Annotated in this window: 21 protein-coding genes; 17 read left to right on the top strand and 4 right to left on the bottom strand. The window is 38.3% G+C overall.

Annotated elements, in window-relative coordinates:
• Positions 1-24 precede the first annotated feature (24 nt).
• Positions 25-780 carry an SDR family oxidoreductase gene (locus GR162_RS06785; protein ID WP_160781491.1) on the top strand — a complete coding sequence of 252 codons (756 nt, stop codon included), beginning with the start codon at positions 25-27 and terminating at the stop codon, positions 778-780.
• A 41-nt stretch (positions 781-821) separates the two neighbouring features.
• On the opposite strand, the gene GR162_RS06790 is transcribed toward GR162_RS06785, so the two are convergent.
• Entirely contained in the window at positions 822-1,370 is a 549-nt protein-coding gene (locus GR162_RS06790; RefSeq protein WP_160781492.1) for a DUF892 family protein, read from the bottom strand.
• Positions 1,371-1,821: 451 nt separating this feature from the next.
• Between GR162_RS06790 and GR162_RS06795 the strand changes: the two genes are divergently transcribed.
• From GR162_RS06795 to GR162_RS06805, 3 genes are all read left to right on the top strand, one after another.
• A complete protein-coding gene (locus GR162_RS06795; RefSeq protein ID WP_160781493.1) occupies positions 1,822-2,628 on the top strand; it encodes a chemotaxis protein CheB in 807 nt (268 codons plus the stop codon).
• A complete protein-coding gene (locus GR162_RS06800; protein WP_160781494.1) occupies positions 2,607-5,063 on the top strand; it encodes a CheR family methyltransferase in 2,457 nt (818 codons plus the stop codon). The genes GR162_RS06795 and GR162_RS06800 overlap by 22 nt, the downstream gene beginning before the upstream one ends.
• Positions 5,064-5,179: 116 nt before the next feature.
• Positions 5,180-5,539, top strand: a complete 360-nt coding sequence (locus GR162_RS06805; RefSeq protein ID WP_160781495.1) for an SPW repeat protein — start codon at positions 5,180-5,182, stop codon at positions 5,537-5,539.
• 66 nt (positions 5,540-5,605) lie between these two features.
• On the opposite strand, the gene GR162_RS06810 is transcribed toward GR162_RS06805, so the two are convergent.
• Entirely contained in the window at positions 5,606-5,872 is a 267-nt protein-coding gene (locus GR162_RS06810; protein WP_237421303.1) for a hypothetical protein, read from the bottom strand.
• Between the two features lie 250 nt (positions 5,873-6,122).
• Here GR162_RS06810 and GR162_RS06815 point away from each other — a divergent pair, with 250 nt between their 5' ends.
• Complete coding sequence (locus GR162_RS06815) at positions 6,123-6,305, top strand: hypothetical protein (RefSeq protein WP_160781496.1); 183 nt, start codon at positions 6,123-6,125, stop codon at positions 6,303-6,305.
• Between the two features lie 288 nt (positions 6,306-6,593).
• Positions 6,594-7,208 carry an SET domain-containing protein gene (locus GR162_RS06820; protein WP_160781497.1) on the top strand — a complete coding sequence of 205 codons (615 nt, stop codon included), beginning with the start codon at positions 6,594-6,596 and terminating at the stop codon, positions 7,206-7,208.
• Positions 7,209-7,396: 188 nt separating this feature from the next.
• Here the strand turns inward: GR162_RS06820 and GR162_RS06825 are convergent, their stop codons facing one another.
• A complete protein-coding gene (locus GR162_RS06825; protein WP_160781498.1) occupies positions 7,397-8,014 on the bottom strand; it encodes a ferritin-like domain-containing protein in 618 nt (205 codons plus the stop codon).
• Between the two features lie 203 nt (positions 8,015-8,217).
• Here GR162_RS06825 and GR162_RS06830 point away from each other — a divergent pair, with 203 nt between their 5' ends.
• The gene (locus GR162_RS06830) at positions 8,218-8,607 is read left to right on the top strand and encodes an STAS/SEC14 domain-containing protein (RefSeq protein ID WP_160781499.1); all 390 of its coding nucleotides are present in this window, start codon (positions 8,218-8,220) and stop codon (positions 8,605-8,607) included.
• A gap of 115 nt (positions 8,608-8,722) precedes the next feature.
• Here the strand turns inward: GR162_RS06830 and GR162_RS06835 are convergent, their stop codons facing one another.
• Complete coding sequence (locus GR162_RS06835; RefSeq protein WP_160781500.1) at positions 8,723-9,154, bottom strand: hypothetical protein; 432 nt, start codon at positions 9,152-9,154, stop codon at positions 8,723-8,725.
• A 1,673-nt stretch (positions 9,155-10,827) separates the two neighbouring features.
• On the opposite strand from GR162_RS06835, the gene GR162_RS06840 reads away from it, so the two are divergent.
• The 10 genes from GR162_RS06840 (at position 10,828) to GR162_RS06880 (ending at position 18,669) form a co-directional block, all read left to right on the top strand.
• Positions 10,828-11,430 carry a DUF4255 domain-containing protein gene (locus GR162_RS06840; RefSeq protein WP_160781501.1) on the top strand — a complete coding sequence of 201 codons (603 nt, stop codon included), beginning with the start codon at positions 10,828-10,830 and terminating at the stop codon, positions 11,428-11,430.
• Complete coding sequence (locus tag GR162_RS06845; protein ID WP_160781502.1) at positions 11,427-12,263, top strand: hypothetical protein; 837 nt, start codon at positions 11,427-11,429, stop codon at positions 12,261-12,263. The genes GR162_RS06840 and GR162_RS06845 overlap by 4 nt, the downstream gene beginning before the upstream one ends.
• A gap of 21 nt (positions 12,264-12,284) precedes the next feature.
• Entirely contained in the window at positions 12,285-14,387 is a 2,103-nt protein-coding gene (locus GR162_RS06850; RefSeq protein ID WP_160781503.1) for a phage tail sheath C-terminal domain-containing protein, read from the top strand.
• A 27-nt stretch (positions 14,388-14,414) separates the two neighbouring features.
• On the top strand, positions 14,415-14,843 hold the full coding sequence (locus GR162_RS06855; RefSeq protein WP_008463601.1) for a phage tail protein: 429 nt from the start codon (positions 14,415-14,417) through the stop codon (positions 14,841-14,843).
• 2 nt (positions 14,844-14,845) lie between these two features.
• Entirely contained in the window at positions 14,846-15,292 is a 447-nt protein-coding gene (locus GR162_RS06860; RefSeq protein ID WP_066034800.1) for a phage tail protein, read from the top strand.
• A gap of 7 nt (positions 15,293-15,299) precedes the next feature.
• Positions 15,300-15,464, top strand: a complete 165-nt coding sequence (locus GR162_RS22135; RefSeq protein WP_202393912.1) for a DUF5908 family protein — start codon at positions 15,300-15,302, stop codon at positions 15,462-15,464.
• A gap of 1 nt (position 15,465) precedes the next feature.
• Entirely contained in the window at positions 15,466-16,155 is a 690-nt protein-coding gene (locus GR162_RS06865) for a hypothetical protein (RefSeq protein WP_066034801.1), read from the top strand.
• Positions 16,156-17,901, top strand: a complete 1,746-nt coding sequence (gene vgrG / locus GR162_RS06870; RefSeq protein WP_160781504.1) for a type VI secretion system tip protein VgrG — start codon at positions 16,156-16,158, stop codon at positions 17,899-17,901.
• A gap of 64 nt (positions 17,902-17,965) precedes the next feature.
• Entirely contained in the window at positions 17,966-18,256 is a 291-nt protein-coding gene (locus tag GR162_RS06875; protein ID WP_008463595.1) for a PAAR domain-containing protein, read from the top strand.
• Between the two features lie 2 nt (positions 18,257-18,258).
• The gene (locus tag GR162_RS06880) at positions 18,259-18,669 is read left to right on the top strand and encodes a GPW/gp25 family protein (RefSeq protein ID WP_160781505.1); all 411 of its coding nucleotides are present in this window, start codon (positions 18,259-18,261) and stop codon (positions 18,667-18,669) included.
• Positions 18,670-18,676 lie beyond the last annotated feature (7 nt).

Raw genomic sequence — 18,676 nt, forward strand, 5'->3', positions numbered from 1 at the left:
ATTAACAAATAAAAAAAAGAAGCTATGGGGAATCTATCGGATTATTTTGGACGAAACATTGACCGCAGAAAAATTGTCATTACAGGCGGAAGCACTGGTATCGGTAAAGCGGTAGCACTTCTGCTTTCTTCCCTTGGTGGAGATGTTTTTATCTTTGGAAGGGATAAGGACGACTTAGATCAGGCACTGGAAGAAATCCAAGCGCAGGCTGAAGGAAAAGTTTATGGAATTACAGCTGACATCTCCCTCAAAGAAGATATCGAGATGGTCTGGAAAGAGATAGATCAGAGATTAGGCGGTGTAGATATACTTATTAATAATGCAGCTCTGGGAGCTGATGGAATCATTGAGGAAGAATACGAAAATATCAGATATATACTAGAGACCAATATACTTGGATACATCTCCTTTGCCAAAGAAGCTGTAAAAAGAATGACTATACAGCAACGAGGACATATTGTCAATATCGGTTCTATGAGTGCAGAAACGCACGAAGAAACCGGAACGGTGTATGTAGCCACAAAGTCAGCTGTAAGAGGCTTCAGTGCAGCACTCCGAAAGGAGGTAAATCCACTGGGCATCAAAGTATCTCTAATTGAACCGGGTGCAGTGAGCAGCGATATGCAGCCAGGAACCAGAGCAGAACACCGCGGGAAAATACAAAAAATGGAAATGCTTGAAGCAGAAGATATCGCGATGAGTATTCTATTCTGCCTATCACAACCTAAACGATGCGATATTGTGAGCCTTCAGGCACGCCCACATCTTCAGATCATATGACCGAACCTTCCATAAAGAGGCAGGCCTAACTAAGCCTGCCTTTATAAATTAGGATTATAATGTTCTCGAACAAGATTCCTATTTTCATCCAGTGCTGCATCAAAGTTAATGGTATTACCTGCTGCATCAGAGAGTTGGCTGTCAGCATCAGACGCCTGGTTAGCAAAACTTTCAAACAGTTCCTTCTCTTCCGTTTTTTCAAGCGCTTTGGCTAAGATGCTAAGCATACGGCAACTTGTCATATGGCTGTGCAGCATTTTCTGAAGCCAAGCAATGATTGCGGCATCACGTACTGGGCCTTTAGAAGTCCGCTCCAATAAAGCAAACCACTCTCTTTGGAAACCGACCGAAGAAAAATTCTCCCTCTGAAAACTTCCCGCAGAAGGCTGTTTTAAATGTTCGACACGCCTGCTTCTTATTCTTGATAGACTATCAAGCAGAAAGGTAAGACTGCGAGAGGAAGCTTCTTCCTTTATATCTGCCATAACCAACAACAGCATATTCATCTCTGAAAGCTCCTGAGATGCCAGTGCATCAAATAGTTGCTGCATATTTTGGTGTGTTCTACTTTTTTTTCTTTTGATTTTCATTTCGCACTAATTTTAATTATTCAAATTTAATTTCTGCAAAAACCTCATTCTTACAGTTTTACCTTTCAAGATTATACAATCTAAAGCGCAACTAAAGTCTATTTTATTCATCATACTTTGAAAACAATCTGCAACATGGGAATTACAAAATATTTTCGAATAATTATATAAGAATCAGTATTGACATAGAGATACTTTAGCTCATACCAAAAACTGTTCAAAGCACCCAATCAAACTGAAAATACTCAGGCGCAATGAATTATTAAATACAGAAGCCCCTAATCACAGCTTCAATTTAAAAACAGATCTGTACATTTTATGTGTGGCGGGCCTCTCTGTCATGACAGATTATTTTTTATATGATTTGAAATTTATGCGGCTGAGCCTTCTGAGCTTCAGCTAGAAGGTTTGGGTATTAATAGCAGCATCAAACTGCTTAAAAAAATGCAATATGGACAAACTTGACATAAAAACAGATCAAAATAATGAATTTCCAATAATCGGTATTGCCTGCTGTGCTGCCTGCTTAGAAAACCTTAAAACTCTTGTAGGTTCATTGACAGAGACAACTGGTTCTTTTATCATATTTCAGGACCTATCGCAACCGCAGCAAAAAAACCTTTCAGAAATGCTGCAGCAGACTGCTATACTTCCCGTGCAGGAAATTGTCAGTACTGCCGAGATGAAGCCCGGCTATATCTATGTAGTGCCAGAAAACAATTTCTTAATTCTAGATCAGGGCATCTTAAGGCTCAAACGCTTTACCAGAGAGGAAAAACCTTCAGAATCCCTCGACCAGTTTTTTGGCGCCTTAGCTGAGAAATTTGGTAAGGATGCAATAGGCTTGCTTTTAAATTATCCCACAGGAGAAGGAGCTTGGGGGCTTAAAAAAATCAGGGCAAAAGGTGGCTCGACTATCGCTGTGTCTGATCTGACTGTTCTTCCAATCAGTGATATGGCAGAAACCACATTTGACTATTTCATTAGACCCACTCATACAGCCGATATGCTGGCAACAATTCGCGCCGTCAAATTAGCTGTCCAAGACCAAAGTACTGAAGCGCAGCAAGCGTATGAGAATATCATAAAGCTGGCAGCCATGAAAAGCAGAACTGCCTTGGAACGCTTTAACACCGAAATTCTAAAGCATAAGACAGCCAAACGCATGGTACTCACCAGACAAAAGAGCCTTGTTGGCTATCTGGGAATGCTCAAAGACAGTTCCTCTGAGCAGGATTGCTATTTTATGAAATCCTAAACAGTCCGACCTTTTTCTTCAACTCAACTGCATTTGATGTACTTGGCAATATAGCATTCTCTGCTCTTCTAGAAAATAGCTCCGGGAAAGAACTCCGATTATGGTCTCCAGGCTGCCGAAGTGGCGAGGAGGTTTATTCACTTGCCATTGTTTTGCATGAATATCTGCAAAGTAGTGGCCATAATAATCTTAGCTTTAAGATATTCGCAACCGATATTTCCCTTAAAAACATCAAAAAAGCTAGAACAGGCATTTATTCCCAACAGGATATCAAATATGTCGATCAGGTAAGAATGGAGAAATATTTCATAAAAAAAGACAGCAAATGGCAGGTGGGCAGAATCATCCGTGACTGCTGCGTGTTTGCCGTTCACGATATCACAAAAGATTTTCCCTTGTCAGGAATTGATCTGATTTCATGCCGTAATGCCTTGCCTCTTTTTAGCAAAGAACTCCGTTTACAGCTTGCCGCTACCTTTCACTATGCGCTTAATCCAGGAGGCTTTCTGCTTATCGCGGAAGAAGATTCCATTCCACAGAGCGAAGATCTCTTTCAAGCCACAGAAATAAAAGGGCTTTATATAGGAAAAAACACCTATGGACGCATCCAAACCCGCGATTTACTAAATTCTGCAGTAGCTATAACAGAACATCAGAGCGCTACTATTAAACATGAGAGTGTGGATGCGGACACAAAAGATTTCAGGAAAATAACTGCCGAACTGCTGGCCGAGCAATATGCCCCAGCCGCAGTGCTGATCAATGAGCATTTTGAAATCGTACATTTTAATGGAGACACAAGCCCTTTTCTGCAGCCACCTGCAGGAACACCAAACTTTAATATTCTGAATATGGCACATCACGAGGTGCGTCCTATTCTTAAAAAAGCCATCTTAGATGCCAGATCTGAAAAAAGAAGCCAGCAGCAGAATGCCGTTCTTTCTATTGGTCATAGCACTTACACTGCCTCTTTTGAAGTGGTATATCTGCCCATGCACAGCGAGCTCTTACTGGTGGTTTTCAGTCGCAAGCCAATCCTAAATAGTGACGAAACGCTAAGAGACTCCATAAAGGCAGAAATTCCGCCCCATCAAACTAGTTCGAAAGAGTTTAATAAAAAACAAGAGCTATATTTTGAAGAATTGCAAACCACCAATGAAGAACTCCTGCAGCGCACCCAAGAGCTTGAGCTTCTTAACGAAGAGCTCAAAACCACAGCAGAAGAGCTGCGATCCAATAATGAAGAGCTCTCTTGTACAAACGATGAGCTTACAGACAGACGAAATGAACTTTCTGCTTTACAGCAGCTGCATACCTCAATTATCAAAAATCTGAAAGAGCCTCTGATTATTCTGGATCAGAACCTTATCGTACAAAGTGCCAATCCAGCCTTTTACCGCAGCTTCGGAATACAAGACGGCATGATCGAAGGGCTCTCCATCTTTGATGAACCCAATTCTCAGTGGATTTCGCCAGAATTTAAAGAGTTAGTGCTGCAAAGGATCAACCGCAAGGAAATGGTGCAGGACACCCAAATCCCTTTGGCATCAGGGCCAACATTACGCACCTATATCGTTAATGCAATGGCAATCGAAAACCAACTGCAGCATTGCGTAATGCTTACCTTTAGAGATATCACCTATCTTGAGGAGGCTAAAAAAGAGCTCTCATTTCAAAAAGAGCAACAGTTAGAGCGTAGCACGCAGCTGGAACACTTTACCGCATCGGCGACCGATAAACTGTTGGATCCAGTACGCAAAATTCACATGTTTGCAAAGAAAATAGCCGACTCTGAAAAGTCTCTTACACAGGGAAGCATACATAGTCTGGAACGGATTTTAAACACTTCAAAGAATTTCGAAAGACTCATAGAAGACCTTGTGATCTATTTAAGAGTTAATTTCGAGCAGAAAAAACCTAAAAAGACCGATTTGAACCAGATTTTGAGAAAAGTGCTCAATGAACTTAAGGGTCACATCAGACAAACCAATGCAATAATTGAATCTGAAGAGCTACCGCAGCTGCTGGTCATTCCTTGCCAGATTAGGCTGCTCTTTGCCCATCTTATCAGCAATACATTGCGCTTTGCCGACGAAACGTCTGCCCCTATGCTTAAAATCACACTTGACCACATCAAGGATATTTCCCATGAGGTTTCTGGCGCATATCCGGAAAACGAATATATCAAACTTTCCTTCAAAGATAATGGAAAGGGTTTTGAGCAGAATTATGAGACCCTAGTCTTTGATCCCTTTTATCAGCTGCACCGTAGCGAAAAAAACTATGGTTCTGGACTGGGTCTTGCTTTGGTGCGGCAGATTGCGCTTAACCATCACGGTATAGCTAAGGTCAGCAGCTCTCTCGGACAAGGTACAACAGTCAGCATCTATCTTCCAGCGACGGTTTCTTTTGAAGAACAGTGCAGCCCCAACTAAGATACAATACCGATTGGCTATCTAATTCCAGCCTCATTGTAGCGCTGGCCATCAGTTAGCAGGCAAACAAACTGCATACTGCACTTTCCTATTTTATAAATTAAAACTTTAAGATTATGAAACCGATCAACACTAAAACCCACGGCTATATGGATTACATCATGGGCATCTTTCTGATTGCTTCTCCTTCCCTTTTTAATCTGAATCACGAAAAGCCCGAGAGCAGCGTTTTTTATGTCCTTGGTGTGGCCACAATTATTTACAGCTTGATAACAGACTACGAGCTCGGATTTCTAAAACTCATCCCCATGCCCATCCATCTGATAGTGGATTTTTTATCTGGACTTTTTCTAGTTGCTTCTCCCTGGCTTTTGGGGTTCTCAGAAACAGTTTACGGTCCGCATCTAACTCTTGGAATTATTGAAATTGGTGCCGCGGTGCTCACAAACACTCAGCCTCAGAAAGAGATTCTCTAAAGTAACCCGAAAGAATATCTAACAAAAAAAAGCTGCCTTGCAGGCAGCTTTTTTATTTAAATCACTTCAATTTAAGTTAAACCCCTTCGGGCTTATCTTGCGCATCATGCCCATGTTGTTTAACCAGCTTATTATAGATTCCAAGCAACAGAAGGGTGACGCCCACTGCCCAACAAAAAGAGCAGCGTGTCGCTTGCCTAGGCATTTTAAAGCTAGTGAAGTTCCCATTGCGGCGAGCGAGCCGTAGAGAAACAGATCTGAAGGCAGCTTTGAAGTCTCTTCTTCAATGGCTTTAGCCGCCGTTCCTTCGGTGTTTTCATTTTCAAATATCATAACTATCAGTTTTTAAATTAATATCACGCAAAATACATCTTCATGCCAATGTGTGTTTACAGAATTTAAATTCAGTTTTACAATCTGAAAATCAAACAGTTTTCGAAATTTCATAATAGCGCCAAAACTTATATTGCTATAAATGTTCGCCAAGACCTAAAACTGTAAAATCACGCGTAAAAGATATAACGCTAGCCAAGTAACATTTCCTAACTTGACTCATATTTATGATTAATTAAATCCAATAGCAATGAAATTTAAAAAAGGAGAGCTGGTGCAACAGGAATTTGGAGGGCCAGTAATGGAAGTCATTGGCTTTGAGCCAGATCTCATTGAAAACATCATCACCCAATGGGAGGATGAGAAAGGCACTATTATCAAAGCAAAATTTATGCAAAATACCCTTATTCCAGCATCTTCCGTAAAAAAGTAAAAAGGTTCCAGAGCCATCAGAGAGCGGATTACTTTCCGCTCTTTTTTCTTCCTCAAAAAATGCTACTCAAAATATATAAGATTCAGAAGAAAGTGCTGAAAATTATATAATTCCCGTGCCTTTAACTATAAGAACAACCTTCCTCTCTCAGATAAATTTGCTATGCTTTCATCTGATGCGGAAAAGTGAGAGATGAAGAATCAAACTAATCTAAAACAAAAAAAATAGCTTCTCGAGTAGCGGACTCAGAGAGAAGCTTATAGAGAAAATCACTAAAACTAGTACGATATGATACACCCTGACACCGAAGTGCGTTTTATAAACCCTGAAAAGGGATATGGCGTTGTAGCCACCAAACTGATTCCAAAAGGCACCATTACTTGGGTCCAAGATGATCTGGATCGCGTCTTTAAACGAAGCGAGCTTCAGAGCCTTAACCCATATATCAGAAGCCATCTGCACAAATATTCTTTTACCAACAAATATGGAGATCTGGTGCTATGTTGGGACCATGGAAAATTTGTCAACCACAGCTTTAATCCGAGTTGCTTCAGCACGCCCTATGATTTTGAAATCGCCATACGAGATATCCATCCCGGAGAGGAACTTACCGATGACTATGGCTATTTAAACCTCGAGGAACCCTTCAGCTGCATTGATGAAAACACCGAGCGCAAAACGGTCTACCCTGATGACATTCTGCGTTACCATCAGCAGTGGGACGCCCTCCTTTTGGAGCATGCGCGAGAGGTTCTTAAACAAGACCAAGCACTTTTGGATCTGGTTCCAAAGAAAACCTGGTGCGAGTATATCAACGCGGTATACAACCCTTCTCAGATGCGCTCCATACTGGAATGCTACTACCAGCCCGAACCTTTGCTAAACGGCATGGCGCAATACTAGAAAAAAACTAAAAAAATAACAATGCAAAACTGTCCCTTGAAATTGTAATGAAATGATTTAGATAATGTAAAAATCTCTCCAGATTATCGAAATGTTGGGGTACAAACTATTTGACGTTAATCAATATTAAATAAAAAAGACCTGCAGTCGCATTGAAACCACAGGTCTTTTTTGCTTAGAGAAATTCTCTACTTTTCCTGTGAATCTTCTTCTTCAGAGGCATCAAAATTAATGGTGTTATAGGCTGCCTCAGTAAGAATGGCATCAGCCTGTTTTTCTTCTTCAAGGGTCTGTTGGAGCAATTTTGCTGCCTCTTCTTCATTTAGAGTCAGAGCAAAAGCAGCAAGGGTTCCATAAGATGCAATTTCATAATGCTCAATTTTTTGAGATCCCGCAATGATTCCTGCATCACGAACTGGTCCCTGCTCGGTTTCCTCCATAATGCTTTCTCCTTCTTTAATGAGTCCTTCCATTGCTTCGCATTTTTTAGCTGCAGCTTTCACTCCTAAAATTTCAAAAACCTGTTCTAGTCTGGACACTTGTTCTTGAGTTACAGCCAAATGATCGTTTATGGCCGTGATCAAATTCTCAGAAGACGCGTTCTTCGCCATTTTTGGAAGCGCTTTAGTAAGCGCTTTTTCCGCCCAGTAGATGTCTTTAAGAGAATCTACAAACAACTCTCTAAGCCCTTCAGCCGCATTGGATTTCGCGGGCACGGCTTTTCCTGTGCTCTCGGCCTGTTTGGCTGGAGCCTTTTTTGCAGACGTTTTCTTTGCGCCTGTCTTTGCAGTATCTGCTGTTTTCATAATATGCAATTTTTCAATTAAACTATTCCAAATCTAAAACCCAAAGCCAGTACCCGCTTACAGAATTCTGCGTTAAGCTTATAAAATAAGCATCCATTACCAAAATAGCATTATGGCAATTCTATAATAATAAAACCTTACGATGAAATGATATCGTCAGACGGCGCGCTACATTTAGTATTTCATTGTAAAACAAAAAATATATGATCGAGAGAATTGATGCCCCTGGAAATGTCGCGGCTTTCAGAGCGAAAGGCACTGTTACAGCCGAAGACTACAAAAATGTGTTGGCTCCAGAAGTAACCAAACTTGCAGAAAGAATCAATGAAATAAACTTTTTCTTTGCCATTGACACTGATATAGAAAACTTTACAGCGGCTGCTTGGATGCAGGATGCCCTACTAGGCCTTAAAAATTTGGGAAAATGGAACCGCGCCGCAATTGTGACGGACTCCTCCAGAGCCATATCTTTTACAAATGGCTTCAGCTATCTTGTGCCAGGCGAATTTAGAGGTTACAAAAAGAAAGACTTTCATGAAGCTTTAAGGTGGGTAAGCACTGGAGAAGAAACTGAAGAACAAAAATATGAGTAACATGATTTGCAATTCAGAGAGTCTAATCTAATAATTTGGATCATGTCTTTCCAAAAAGATAATCAGATGATGAAGCGGAATTTCTAAAAACTAAAACGTCTTTCAGGCGTTTTTTTTAGTTTTTATCCTCAATCCTTCTTCTTAGCAGTTCCTTGAAAGACTCCTTTTCCAAATGTAGGAGCGCCGAAAGGATCATTTCCGTAAAATTCTCTTCACTCCAGTCTGAGGATGTATAGGTTAGCTTAGGGCCCGTATAGGCATCCACCACAAAACAGCGTGCGGATGAAATGGAAAAAAACAGGCACAGGCAGCGTAGTTCCATAAAGAGCAGATAATCCGACATTCTTATTTTCTGTGCAAACTGCATAACGTTCACCAAAAGCAGAAAGGGATCCATTCCTACCTCAGACAGTCGATACCCTGCCTCCCTTAGCGATCCAAAACAGAGCAACGTATTTCTCATCTCCAATTTTTTAAAAATCTTTTGAAACAGCAAACAATTTGCTGTACTCCCATCAACCACTACAACAGGTCCAAGCGTATTCATAATTTCTGATTTTAGCATTGACAATCTAGGCAAAACTGCAAAAATTGTCGATATGCTTTTTTTATAATGTGCAATGGCATTTACAGGATCACCATAAACTTTAAAATGCAAAAAATTGCAAAGCGCTACTTTTTACAGTATTCTAAAAAGAAATTATAAACCACATGGAAATTATATAAATCTGAAAAAAAATTATGTAAGCGTCCATCTGCAATGAATTTAAATTTGCTTTACCCAAATCCAAATACTTATGTTAAAAAAACATTCTGCCGAGCTTTTATGTTGCTCGTTAACGTCCGACATCCATACGCCTACGTTCCACTATTGTGATGCCGAAGACTATTAAAAAAGACATTCATCCATCCAACGATTCGATTACTATACACCCCTAAACTGCCCTTATGAACCTAAAAAAAACAAAGTCCATTCTGTATCTGTTTATTCTCTATTCTTCTGTCCTTTTCGCACAAGGCGGGCCACCGCCCCCTGGACTTCCCGATGAAGGTTCTGATCTGCCTATCGACGGACACTGCTCTTTTCTGTTGGCGGCAGGCCTTATATTAGGCCTAATCATAACCGTAAAACGCCGAAAATCACAATAAGACTTATCTTTTTTTCTTTGAATCTTACCCCGAAAATGCACATGAAAAAACTGTCTAGTCCTTTTTTTAATGACTGGAAGTACTAGTTTCATTTCACAACAGGCGCAAGCTTTTATGCCGGAAATGAAGTGCTCAAGTAAGGAAAAATCTTCAACTTCAATGAGGCAACATCCCGAACGTGGCCTTAAGAAGTGGCACTGCCTTTGCTATTACGGATCTAGGCGCAGCAAAGTCTTCTTCGCTTCTGATTCAAAATGCCTTTATAGATGAGTTGGAAAATTTGAAAACCAACGAATCAAAATAGTAAGGAGAGACAAAAGTTTATAAATAAAATTTCTAGGTCATTTCAGAAATCAATAATACGGCAATAAAGGCAATAATAGACGCGACCATTACATTAATAATGGTGTCTTTTCTTTTTCTTGATTTAATGGCAGGGGTATTTTTATATACCCTGTATTTTTTATCCTTCTTCATTTTATCTTTTACAATTAAGCATCTTTTCGATTTGACTACGATCACTTTTATCAAACTCGAAATTTATTTGAACGAACATTATTTGTCCTCATCGTCATTTAATAAGATTGCTAAGTTCTGAAAGCTAAATTAAAAGGGTTTAAAAATGGAGACTCATACAATTTCACCTTATCATTATAAAATTTCCACAGTATCAGGCTAGATTAGAGAAATCTATTCTAATTAAAATACTGCTGTTGCAATAAAATCTTCTTTTCTACAATTGAATGCCCTTTAGAAACTCAATGAGTATTCATTTCATTTTCAAACAAATATCTATCCATATATTATCAAAAAACAAAAAGATTAGATTTCTGTTGACCTATAATGCAATCTGGTTTGAAATTTAAACATTAGATACAACAAATTAAAAACCAGTATATTAACTATAAAAAAAGGGGAAAATTCCCCTTTTCTGGTAGCTTCTCATTTATCTAATTTAGTCCAATCTTAAAAGCACCCTTAGAAGCCTAATTTTCTAATTACATTCTCCGCCCTAAATCTTATTTCTTCCAATAAAATTTCATTTAGTATTTATAATAATTTTTATCAAAGATGATTTTTGAAGTAATACAAATAATTACAGAACAAGTAAATAACTATCTCGAAGAAATCGGGTTAGATAAATCTGTTGTTCCTGAAAATATTGCTTTTTTAGAATCTCAAAATGATGAAATAACAGACGCATTAAAAAATGCTGTGGCACTTACAATAATCAATTTAGACGAAGAAGCTACTTTAAAAAACTTCCCAAATCATGCTATTGAAAATACAAAAACCATATATAAAAATAGTGTTATCAATTTAAACTTGTATCTGCTTTTTAGCGCTAACAGAGACAAATATGTCAATTCGCTAAAAGATATTTCAAAAATCATTGAGTTTTTTCAAGGGAAAAAACTTTTTACTCAAGCCAATACCATCTTTAACAGAAATAGTAGCGCCATGAGCAATGTAGACAACTTTAGGTTTACGGTTGAACTCTACACTCCCACTTTTGAGGAATTAAATTATATCTGGGGAACACTTGGCGGAAAACAGCTTCCGTCGGCTTTATATAAAGTCAGCATGATCCAAATCGAACGCAATATTGCACAAGCAGAAGGACAGCTTATTGGTGGATTTACTGGAATAACTAAAAAGAAAGAACAGTCATGAGTTATTCTTCTACATATGGTTTACTGTTTCAAGTAACGCTTCTTCATAATTATTTTTTGAATAATGGAGAAGAGACTTTTGCAAGCATGACAGATGATAAAAAAGAGAAAATGCTGCAGCAATTTAGTGCCGATGCATTTATAACAGTAACGCCAACTTTAGAAACCAATATTGTACTTAAAAACCACAAAATGGTATTTAAAAAAACCAAAACAGGTTTCGGAGTATATGCGAAAGTGAAAGATGAATCGGTCCCATTTATTAAAGTCCCTGCCGATTTGAACTTAAAGTTTTTAATTAATATTAATGATTATCAATTTGAAAATTATACTAATCTTGATTTTGCTCTTACTCGAGCATATTTTTTCAGTAATGTAAAGCCATTGACTGAACCCGTTTCGTTTAAGTATCTTCCAAAAATAAGTGACAACAAACTGATTTCAAATGCCTATCTAGTATCTGAAAAAACCACTGCCGACATACTTTCAACACTACAGTCGCCAGAACAGCAAAATGTCTTTGGAATTATTTCGCTAACCGCTAAAGGTGACAACAGCTCGGAAGATATTATAGACAATTCGGATAAAATGTTAAGCCCAAACTTTAAAATTCATTTTGACAATAGAAAAACAATTTGGAGATACATTGACCGTAAAGCAAAAACTGTAATTAAAACCAATACCGCAAAACCGCTAACGCGATCTGGTTTTGTAGAAATTGATCCGCTTACAGATTTTACGCCTTCACAACCGGCAGAAAGTCAATATCCAAATCCATCTGTAAAATCAATAACAAAAATCGATAGTGATTACTATTCGGAAATATTTATTTAATAATTAAAAAACAAATCAATTATGGCAACAACTTACAAAACGCCTGGAGTATATGTTGAGGAAATCGTAAAGTTTCCCCCTTCTGTTGCCCAGGTAGAGACTGCGATTCCATGTTTCATTGGCTATACTGAAAAAGCCACGAACAAGATTAATGGAGATTTGAAACTGAAACCAACAAGAATAACTTCTCTTTTAGAATATGAGCGTTTTTTTGGTTTTGCAAAACCAGAGACAACAATTAGCGTTACCATTAATGACGTTTCAACTGAAAATGGAGACACAAGATCTATTGTTGTGGATCAGCCAACTGCAAAACAGCCTTTCTTGATGTATTATTCATTGCAGCTGTTCTTCGCAAATGGCGGCGGGCCTTGCTACATTATCTCGGTTGGGCGTTATGGAAATGATTTAGATGAGGAAGACATTCCAGTCACAACAATCACTAATAGCTCTAAATTGACCGACGGATTGGCTGAATTGGAAAAGGTAGACGAACCAACACTAATTCTATTTCCCGATGCAACAAGAGTGGATGCAATAACGCCAACTGATTTCTATGGATTGTACAATAGCGCATTAATGCAGTGTCAGAATCTTCAAGACCGATTTACTTTAATTGATACTTTAAGTTATGATGAATCAAGTCCGACAGATCCCAATATAGATGCCTTGAGAGGCGAAATTAGCGCAGAAAAAGACACAATCAAATACGGAGCTGCATATTATCCGCATTTAGAAACCATTTTGGACTACGCGTTTGACAGCAGCAAAATTGTATTAAAACACTACTCCTTCACTGCAAATGCATATGATCAAATCGCTGCGGGACTAGAACCAATTGAAAATGCAACTACAGGAATTGATGCAACTGTAGCCAAATTGGTCGATGTTACTGCTGTTGCACCTATTACTATTTCTGGACAGATAAGCGATTTATTTTTACAGATGTACAGCAATGATGCAACTGGTTTTGATTTAGGAGGAACTTTCGTGAGCGACCCTGCTAAAAAAACTGCTTTCATGACTAAACTAAATGATCTGCTTACTTCTTTAGAAAAATTATCTCTTTTAAGAAATTCACTGAACGACGAAGCTAATGCGGCCATCAGTACAATATCTGATGAAGATGCGGTTATTGCAAATAACATTACAAGTGCCCTGACTGCATTTAATGCAAATTTTGTCGCTGCGAATAAAATTGACTCTGTATACAAAAACTTAAAGACATTAAAGAAAAAAATACAGGACGAGAACGCACCAACAAAAATGCTTAAAATTATATCAACTGATGCTGTAAGTTTTGATAAGGAACTAAAAAAACTGGTAGACTATACCGATTTGAATACTCAAACCGATATTACGTTGGTTACAAATAATCTTGCTGACATTAAAGCAAACCTGCTTACTCTTTTAAATGCTATTAAATCTGTTAGTGGAAAAGATGTCAACAATGGAGCATTAAACGGAAGAAAATTAAGCACTTTAGAAACTATCGATAATGCTACTTACAACAAGATCCTTACTGAAATCTATAATTTGCCAGTAACTCTCCCTCCGAGTTCTGCTATTGCGGGAGTGTACGCTAGAGTTGATAGAGACAGGGGCGTATGGAAAGCCCCTGCAAATGTAAGTCTGAACTATGTGATAAAACCGACTGTTAAAATAACAAATACCATTCAGGACAACTTAAATGTTGATACTGTTGCAGGTAAATCTATAAATGCTATCAGAACATTTACCGGCAAAGGCACCTTGGTTTGGGGGTCAAGAACCTTAGCCGGTAACGATAGTGAATGGCGTTATGTACCTGTTCGCCGCTTCTTCAATATGGCCGAAGAATCTATTAAAAAAGCAACTGAACAATTTGTTTTTGAACCTAACGATGCCAATACTTGGATAAGAGTAAGAGCAATGATTGAGAATTTCTTAATTCTTCAATGGAGAGCAGGAGCCTTGGCTGGAGCCAAACCAGAACAAGCGTTTTACGTTAGAATCGGATTGGGACAAACCATGTCTGCCATGGATATTTTAGACGGTAAAATGATCATCGAAATCGGTATGGCAGTAGTTCGTCCAGCTGAGTTCATCATTCTTCGTTTCTCTCACAAAATGCAGGAATCTTAATTAAAACATCATTAAAAAATATAAATCATGAGTTATCCGTTATCAAAGTTTCATTTCTCAGTTGACTGGGGTGGAACAAAAATAGGCTTTACAGAAGTTTCCGGATTAGATGTAGAAACTGAAGTTATTGAGTACCGCCAGGGCGCCAGTCCAGAGTACAGTAAAATCAAGATGCCTGGCATGCAAAAGTTCTCTAACATTACGATGAAAAGAGGCACTTTTAAAAGCGACAATGAATACTACGCTTGGTGGAATACGGTAAAACTGAACACCATCGAAAGAAGAGATATTACCATCAAATTGCTTAACGAAGAACACGAACCAGTGATTACTTGGAAAGTTAAAAATGCGTGGCCTACAAAAGTACAGTCAACGGATTTAAAAGCTGATGGAAACGAAGTAGCCATCGAATCTATTGAATTGGTTCACGAAGGTTTATCTATTCAAAATGACTAATCATGGCTAATTATTATCCACCCGTAGGTTTTCATTTTCTGGTTGAATTTGATCAGCTAGGCACAAAAGAAAAAGACCATCAATTTCAGTCGGTATCAGGACTTTCTGTGGATCTTGAAACAGAAGAATTTGTTGAGGGTGGAGAAAACAGATTCAAACACAAACTTCCTGTAAAAACCAAATATCCAAATTTGGTTTTAAAAAGAGGAATTCTTATTGATTCTGATGTAATTGAATGGTGCAGAAAAGCAATTGAAAACTTCGAATTTAAGCCCGTTGATTTAACTGTAAAACTCTTGAATCAAGATCACGAACCGTTAATGCATTGGAAAGTGGTACATGCTTATCCAGTAAAATGGGCTGTTGAAGATTTCAGTGCTTTAGAAAGCAAAATTGTTGTTGAAAGCTTTGAGCTTGCTTATAATCATTTCACCCTTCATAAAAAATAATATAGCGATGCCAATTGAAATCAAAGAGCTTCACATTAAAATAAATGTGAACGAAAGTCCAAGTTCGGGTGCAAAACCAGCTTCACCATCTTCTTCTTCTACAGAAAAAGATAATGTAGCTGAATGTGTCGAGCAAGTAATGAAGATTATTGAACGAAAAAAAGAACGCTGATATGACAACTGGTGAATTAAAAAAACTGAAGATTATTGCCTATAGCGATCCGCAATTCAATAGTCCCATTTCGGATATTGAAGAGTTCGTTACTTTGATGAATCCCGAGAAATATACTTTTCATTACAAAATCGAGCAAGATACCACTCAAGCCGCTGGAACGAGCAGTCCCGCACCAAGATTTACGGCAATTGCTCCAGAGGAATTAGAATTGGATTTTGTTTTTGACCGAACTGGTGTTATTGCTGGCAAAGAAAGCACTGAAAATGGTGTTATTGAAGACATTGAGCATTTTAGAAAAGTAATTTTAGAATATAACGGTACAGAACATAAGCCAAATTATTTAAAAATTGCTTGGGGAAGCCTGCTGTTTAAAGGATCTCTCACCGAAATGACCATTGAATACAAACTTTTCAGGCCAGACGGAACGCCAATTAGAGCTATTGCAAAAGGAAAATTCAAAGGAGTTGTGGAAGATGAGTTAAGAGCAAAACAGCAGAACAATCAATCTCCTGATTTAACACACACTAGAACTGTAAAAGCGGGAGATACGCTTCCACTAATGTCTTTTAAAATCTACGGCGATTCAAAATATTATCTCGAAGTAGCAAGAGCCAACAAGCTCATCAATTTCAGAAAATTAAAAATTGGTCAAAAAATATTTTTCCCTCCACTGCAAAAACAACAATAGATGAACAATAGTGACGTCATACAAACCAGTAAAAGTGCCGATTTAGTAACACACAAATTGCTCATTGAGGGAACTGAGCTGTCTGGCGTTTACCAAGTAATGAGCATTGTAGTTCATAATGAGGTAAACAGAATACCTATGGCGCAGATTATTTTGACCGATGGAGATGCCGCTTCAAGAGATTTTAAATTAAGCAATGAAGATTTGCTCATTCCAGGTAAAAAAATAGAAATCAAAGCAGGTTATCACAGCGACGAAGAAACTATTTACAAAGGAATCGTGGTAAAACATTCTATAAAAATAAAAGACAATTCGTCCCTATTGATTGTAGAATGTAAAGATGAAGCCGTAAAAATGACCATTGGAAGAAAGAGCAAATATTTTTATGATGTAAAAGACAGTGACGCTTTTGAAGACATTATTGGCACTTACGGATTGCAAAAAGATGTAGAAAGTACAAATTATAGCCACAAAGAGTTAGTGCAATACAATACATCCGATTGGGATTTTATTGTCTCACGTGCACAAGCTAATGGAAAATTATGTTTTGTTGAAAATGGCAAAATCTCTGTAAAAAAACCAGATTTGGCTTCAGAATCAGTTGAAACGGTTGCTTTTGGTGCCACAATGCTCGATTTTGATGCCGAAATTGATGCTCGAAATCAGTTTGCCAAAGTTTCATCTTACAGCTGGAATGCATCCAATCAGGAATTATTAGAAATTGAAGCTAAAGATCCGAGTGTAAGTCTAAACGGAAATTTATCTGCTTCGGATTTATCCGATATCGTAAAGCTTGAAAATTTAGAATTGCGTCACGGCGGTCATGTTACCGATACCGAATTGCAAGATTGGGCAGATGCTAAATTATTATTTCAACAGCTGTCAAAAGTTCGCGGAAGAGTAAAATTTCAAGGTATTCCTGCTGTAAAACCCAATACCATTATCACACTTGAAGGTGTTGGAGATCGCTTTAATGGCAAAGCATACGTTACTGGAGTTTTCCATGAAATAGCAAATGGTAACTGGACTGTAGATGTGCAATTTGGACTAAATCCCGAATGGTTTTCTGAAACGTATGATCTCAATACGCCATCGGCTTCAGGAATTATTCCGTCCATAAAAGGATTGCATATTGGTATTGTAACCCAGCTTCAAGACGATCCTGATGGCGAGGACAGAATTTTGGTCAAAATCCCAATCATCAATAACGAAGAACAGGGAATTTGGTGCAGAGTCGCAGCTTTAGACGCAGGAGACAACAGAGGCACATTTTTTAGGCCAGAAATTGAAGACGAAGTAATTATTGGTTTTATCAATGAAGATCCGAATGACGCTATTGTTTTAGGAATGCTTCACAGCAGTGCAAAACCTGCTCCGCTAAAAGCATCTGACGACAACCATCAAAAAGGGATTTTTACCAGAAGTGAAATGAAAGTACTCTTTGATGATGAGAAAAAATCGATAGCTATTGAAACTCCTGCAGGCAAAAAAATAACGCTGGACGAAGACAAAGGATCTATCGTTGTTGAGGACGAAAATTCAAACGTAATTACAATTGACAGCGCAGGAATAAAAATGGAAAGCGCAGGCGACATTTCAATAAAAGCCACAGGCGATGTTAAAATTGAAGGCACCAATGTAAACCTAAAAGCAACTGCGCAATTTAAAGCCGAAGGAAATGCTGGAGCAGAAATGTCATCGGCTGCGGTAGCGATTGTAAAAGGAAGCATTGTTCAGATTAACTAATTCATTATCTAAACTATATTATCCAAAACTTAAACTAAAGGTTAACTATAAAAAATAAGTAGTTATGGGAGCACCAGCCGCAAGAATTAACGACATGCATGTTTGCCCAATGGTAACGGGAACTGTACCTCATGTCGGAGGACCAATATTGCCGCCAGGTTCGCCTACAGTATTAATAGGCGGTCAACCTGCAGCTTGTTTAGGAGATATGATTGTTTGCACAGGACCACCAGACAGTATTATAGCTGGTTCAAGCACAGTGCTGATTGGAGGAAAACCAGCCGCAAGAATGGGAGATTCAACTGCGCATGGCGGAACAATTGTATTGGGATGTCCAACTGTTTTAATAGGCTGATTATGGAAAATAAAGAAGCTTTTTTAGGAACTGGATGGAGTTTTCCGCCAGAGTTCAAAAAGAACAATAAAGCAGTCGTAATGACATCCGACGAAGCAGACATTAAAAGCAGTCTGGAAATATTGCTTTCAACCAAAATCGGCGAACGCATTATGCTGCCCAGGTACGGCTGCAATATGGATGAACTACTATTTGAAACATTAGACAGAACACTCAAAACTTATGTTTCAGAACTCATAAAAACAGCGATTTTATATTACGAACCGCGAATTGATGCTGAAAAAATCGATATCGCACAAAGTGATGATCTAGAAGGAGAATTATTGGTCATAATTGATTACAAAATAAGAAGTACAAACTCAAGAAGCAATCTTGTTTATCCTTTTTACAAAGAAGAAGGCACTAATGTTTAAAAGTTTA

The sequence above is a fragment of the Flavobacterium sp. HBTb2-11-1 genome, assembly GCF_009826975.1.
Taxonomy (GTDB): Bacteria; Bacteroidota; Bacteroidia; order Flavobacteriales; family Flavobacteriaceae; genus Flavobacterium.

What these genes read in the sequence shown, in the direction of transcription:
- GR162_RS06785 (WP_160781491.1), top strand. Translation starts at nt 25, where the DNA reads ATGGGGAATCTATCGGATTATTTTGGACGAAACATTGACCGCAGAAAA.
- GR162_RS06790 (WP_160781492.1), bottom strand. Translation starts at nt 1,370, where the DNA reads ATGAAAATCAAAAGAAAAAAAAGTAGAACACACCAAAATATGCAGCAA.
- GR162_RS06795 (WP_160781493.1), top strand. Translation starts at nt 1,822, where the DNA reads ATGGACAAACTTGACATAAAAACAGATCAAAATAATGAATTTCCAATA.
- GR162_RS06805 (WP_160781495.1), top strand. Translation starts at nt 5,180, where the DNA reads ATGAAACCGATCAACACTAAAACCCACGGCTATATGGATTACATCATG.
- GR162_RS06810 (WP_237421303.1), bottom strand. Translation starts at nt 5,872, where the DNA reads ATGATATTTGAAAATGAAAACACCGAAGGAACGGCGGCTAAAGCCATT.
- GR162_RS06815 (WP_160781496.1), top strand. Translation starts at nt 6,123, where the DNA reads ATGAAATTTAAAAAAGGAGAGCTGGTGCAACAGGAATTTGGAGGGCCA.
- GR162_RS06820 (WP_160781497.1), top strand. Translation starts at nt 6,594, where the DNA reads ATGATACACCCTGACACCGAAGTGCGTTTTATAAACCCTGAAAAGGGA.
- GR162_RS06825 (WP_160781498.1), bottom strand. Translation starts at nt 8,014, where the DNA reads ATGAAAACAGCAGATACTGCAAAGACAGGCGCAAAGAAAACGTCTGCA.
- GR162_RS06830 (WP_160781499.1), top strand. Translation starts at nt 8,218, where the DNA reads ATGATCGAGAGAATTGATGCCCCTGGAAATGTCGCGGCTTTCAGAGCG.
- GR162_RS06835 (WP_160781500.1), bottom strand. Translation starts at nt 9,154, where the DNA reads ATGAATACGCTTGGACCTGTTGTAGTGGTTGATGGGAGTACAGCAAAT.
- GR162_RS06840 (WP_160781501.1), top strand. Translation starts at nt 10,828, where the DNA reads ATGATTTTTGAAGTAATACAAATAATTACAGAACAAGTAAATAACTAT.
- GR162_RS06845 (WP_160781502.1), top strand. Translation starts at nt 11,427, where the DNA reads ATGAGTTATTCTTCTACATATGGTTTACTGTTTCAAGTAACGCTTCTT.
- GR162_RS06850 (WP_160781503.1), top strand. Translation starts at nt 12,285, where the DNA reads ATGGCAACAACTTACAAAACGCCTGGAGTATATGTTGAGGAAATCGTA.
- GR162_RS06855 (WP_008463601.1), top strand. Translation starts at nt 14,415, where the DNA reads ATGAGTTATCCGTTATCAAAGTTTCATTTCTCAGTTGACTGGGGTGGA.
- GR162_RS06860 (WP_066034800.1), top strand. Translation starts at nt 14,846, where the DNA reads ATGGCTAATTATTATCCACCCGTAGGTTTTCATTTTCTGGTTGAATTT.
- GR162_RS22135 (WP_202393912.1), top strand. Translation starts at nt 15,300, where the DNA reads ATGCCAATTGAAATCAAAGAGCTTCACATTAAAATAAATGTGAACGAA.
- GR162_RS06865 (WP_066034801.1), top strand. Translation starts at nt 15,466, where the DNA reads ATGACAACTGGTGAATTAAAAAAACTGAAGATTATTGCCTATAGCGAT.
- vgrG (WP_160781504.1), top strand. Translation starts at nt 16,156, where the DNA reads ATGAACAATAGTGACGTCATACAAACCAGTAAAAGTGCCGATTTAGTA.
- GR162_RS06875 (WP_008463595.1), top strand. Translation starts at nt 17,966, where the DNA reads ATGGGAGCACCAGCCGCAAGAATTAACGACATGCATGTTTGCCCAATG.
- GR162_RS06880 (WP_160781505.1), top strand. Translation starts at nt 18,259, where the DNA reads ATGGAAAATAAAGAAGCTTTTTTAGGAACTGGATGGAGTTTTCCGCCA.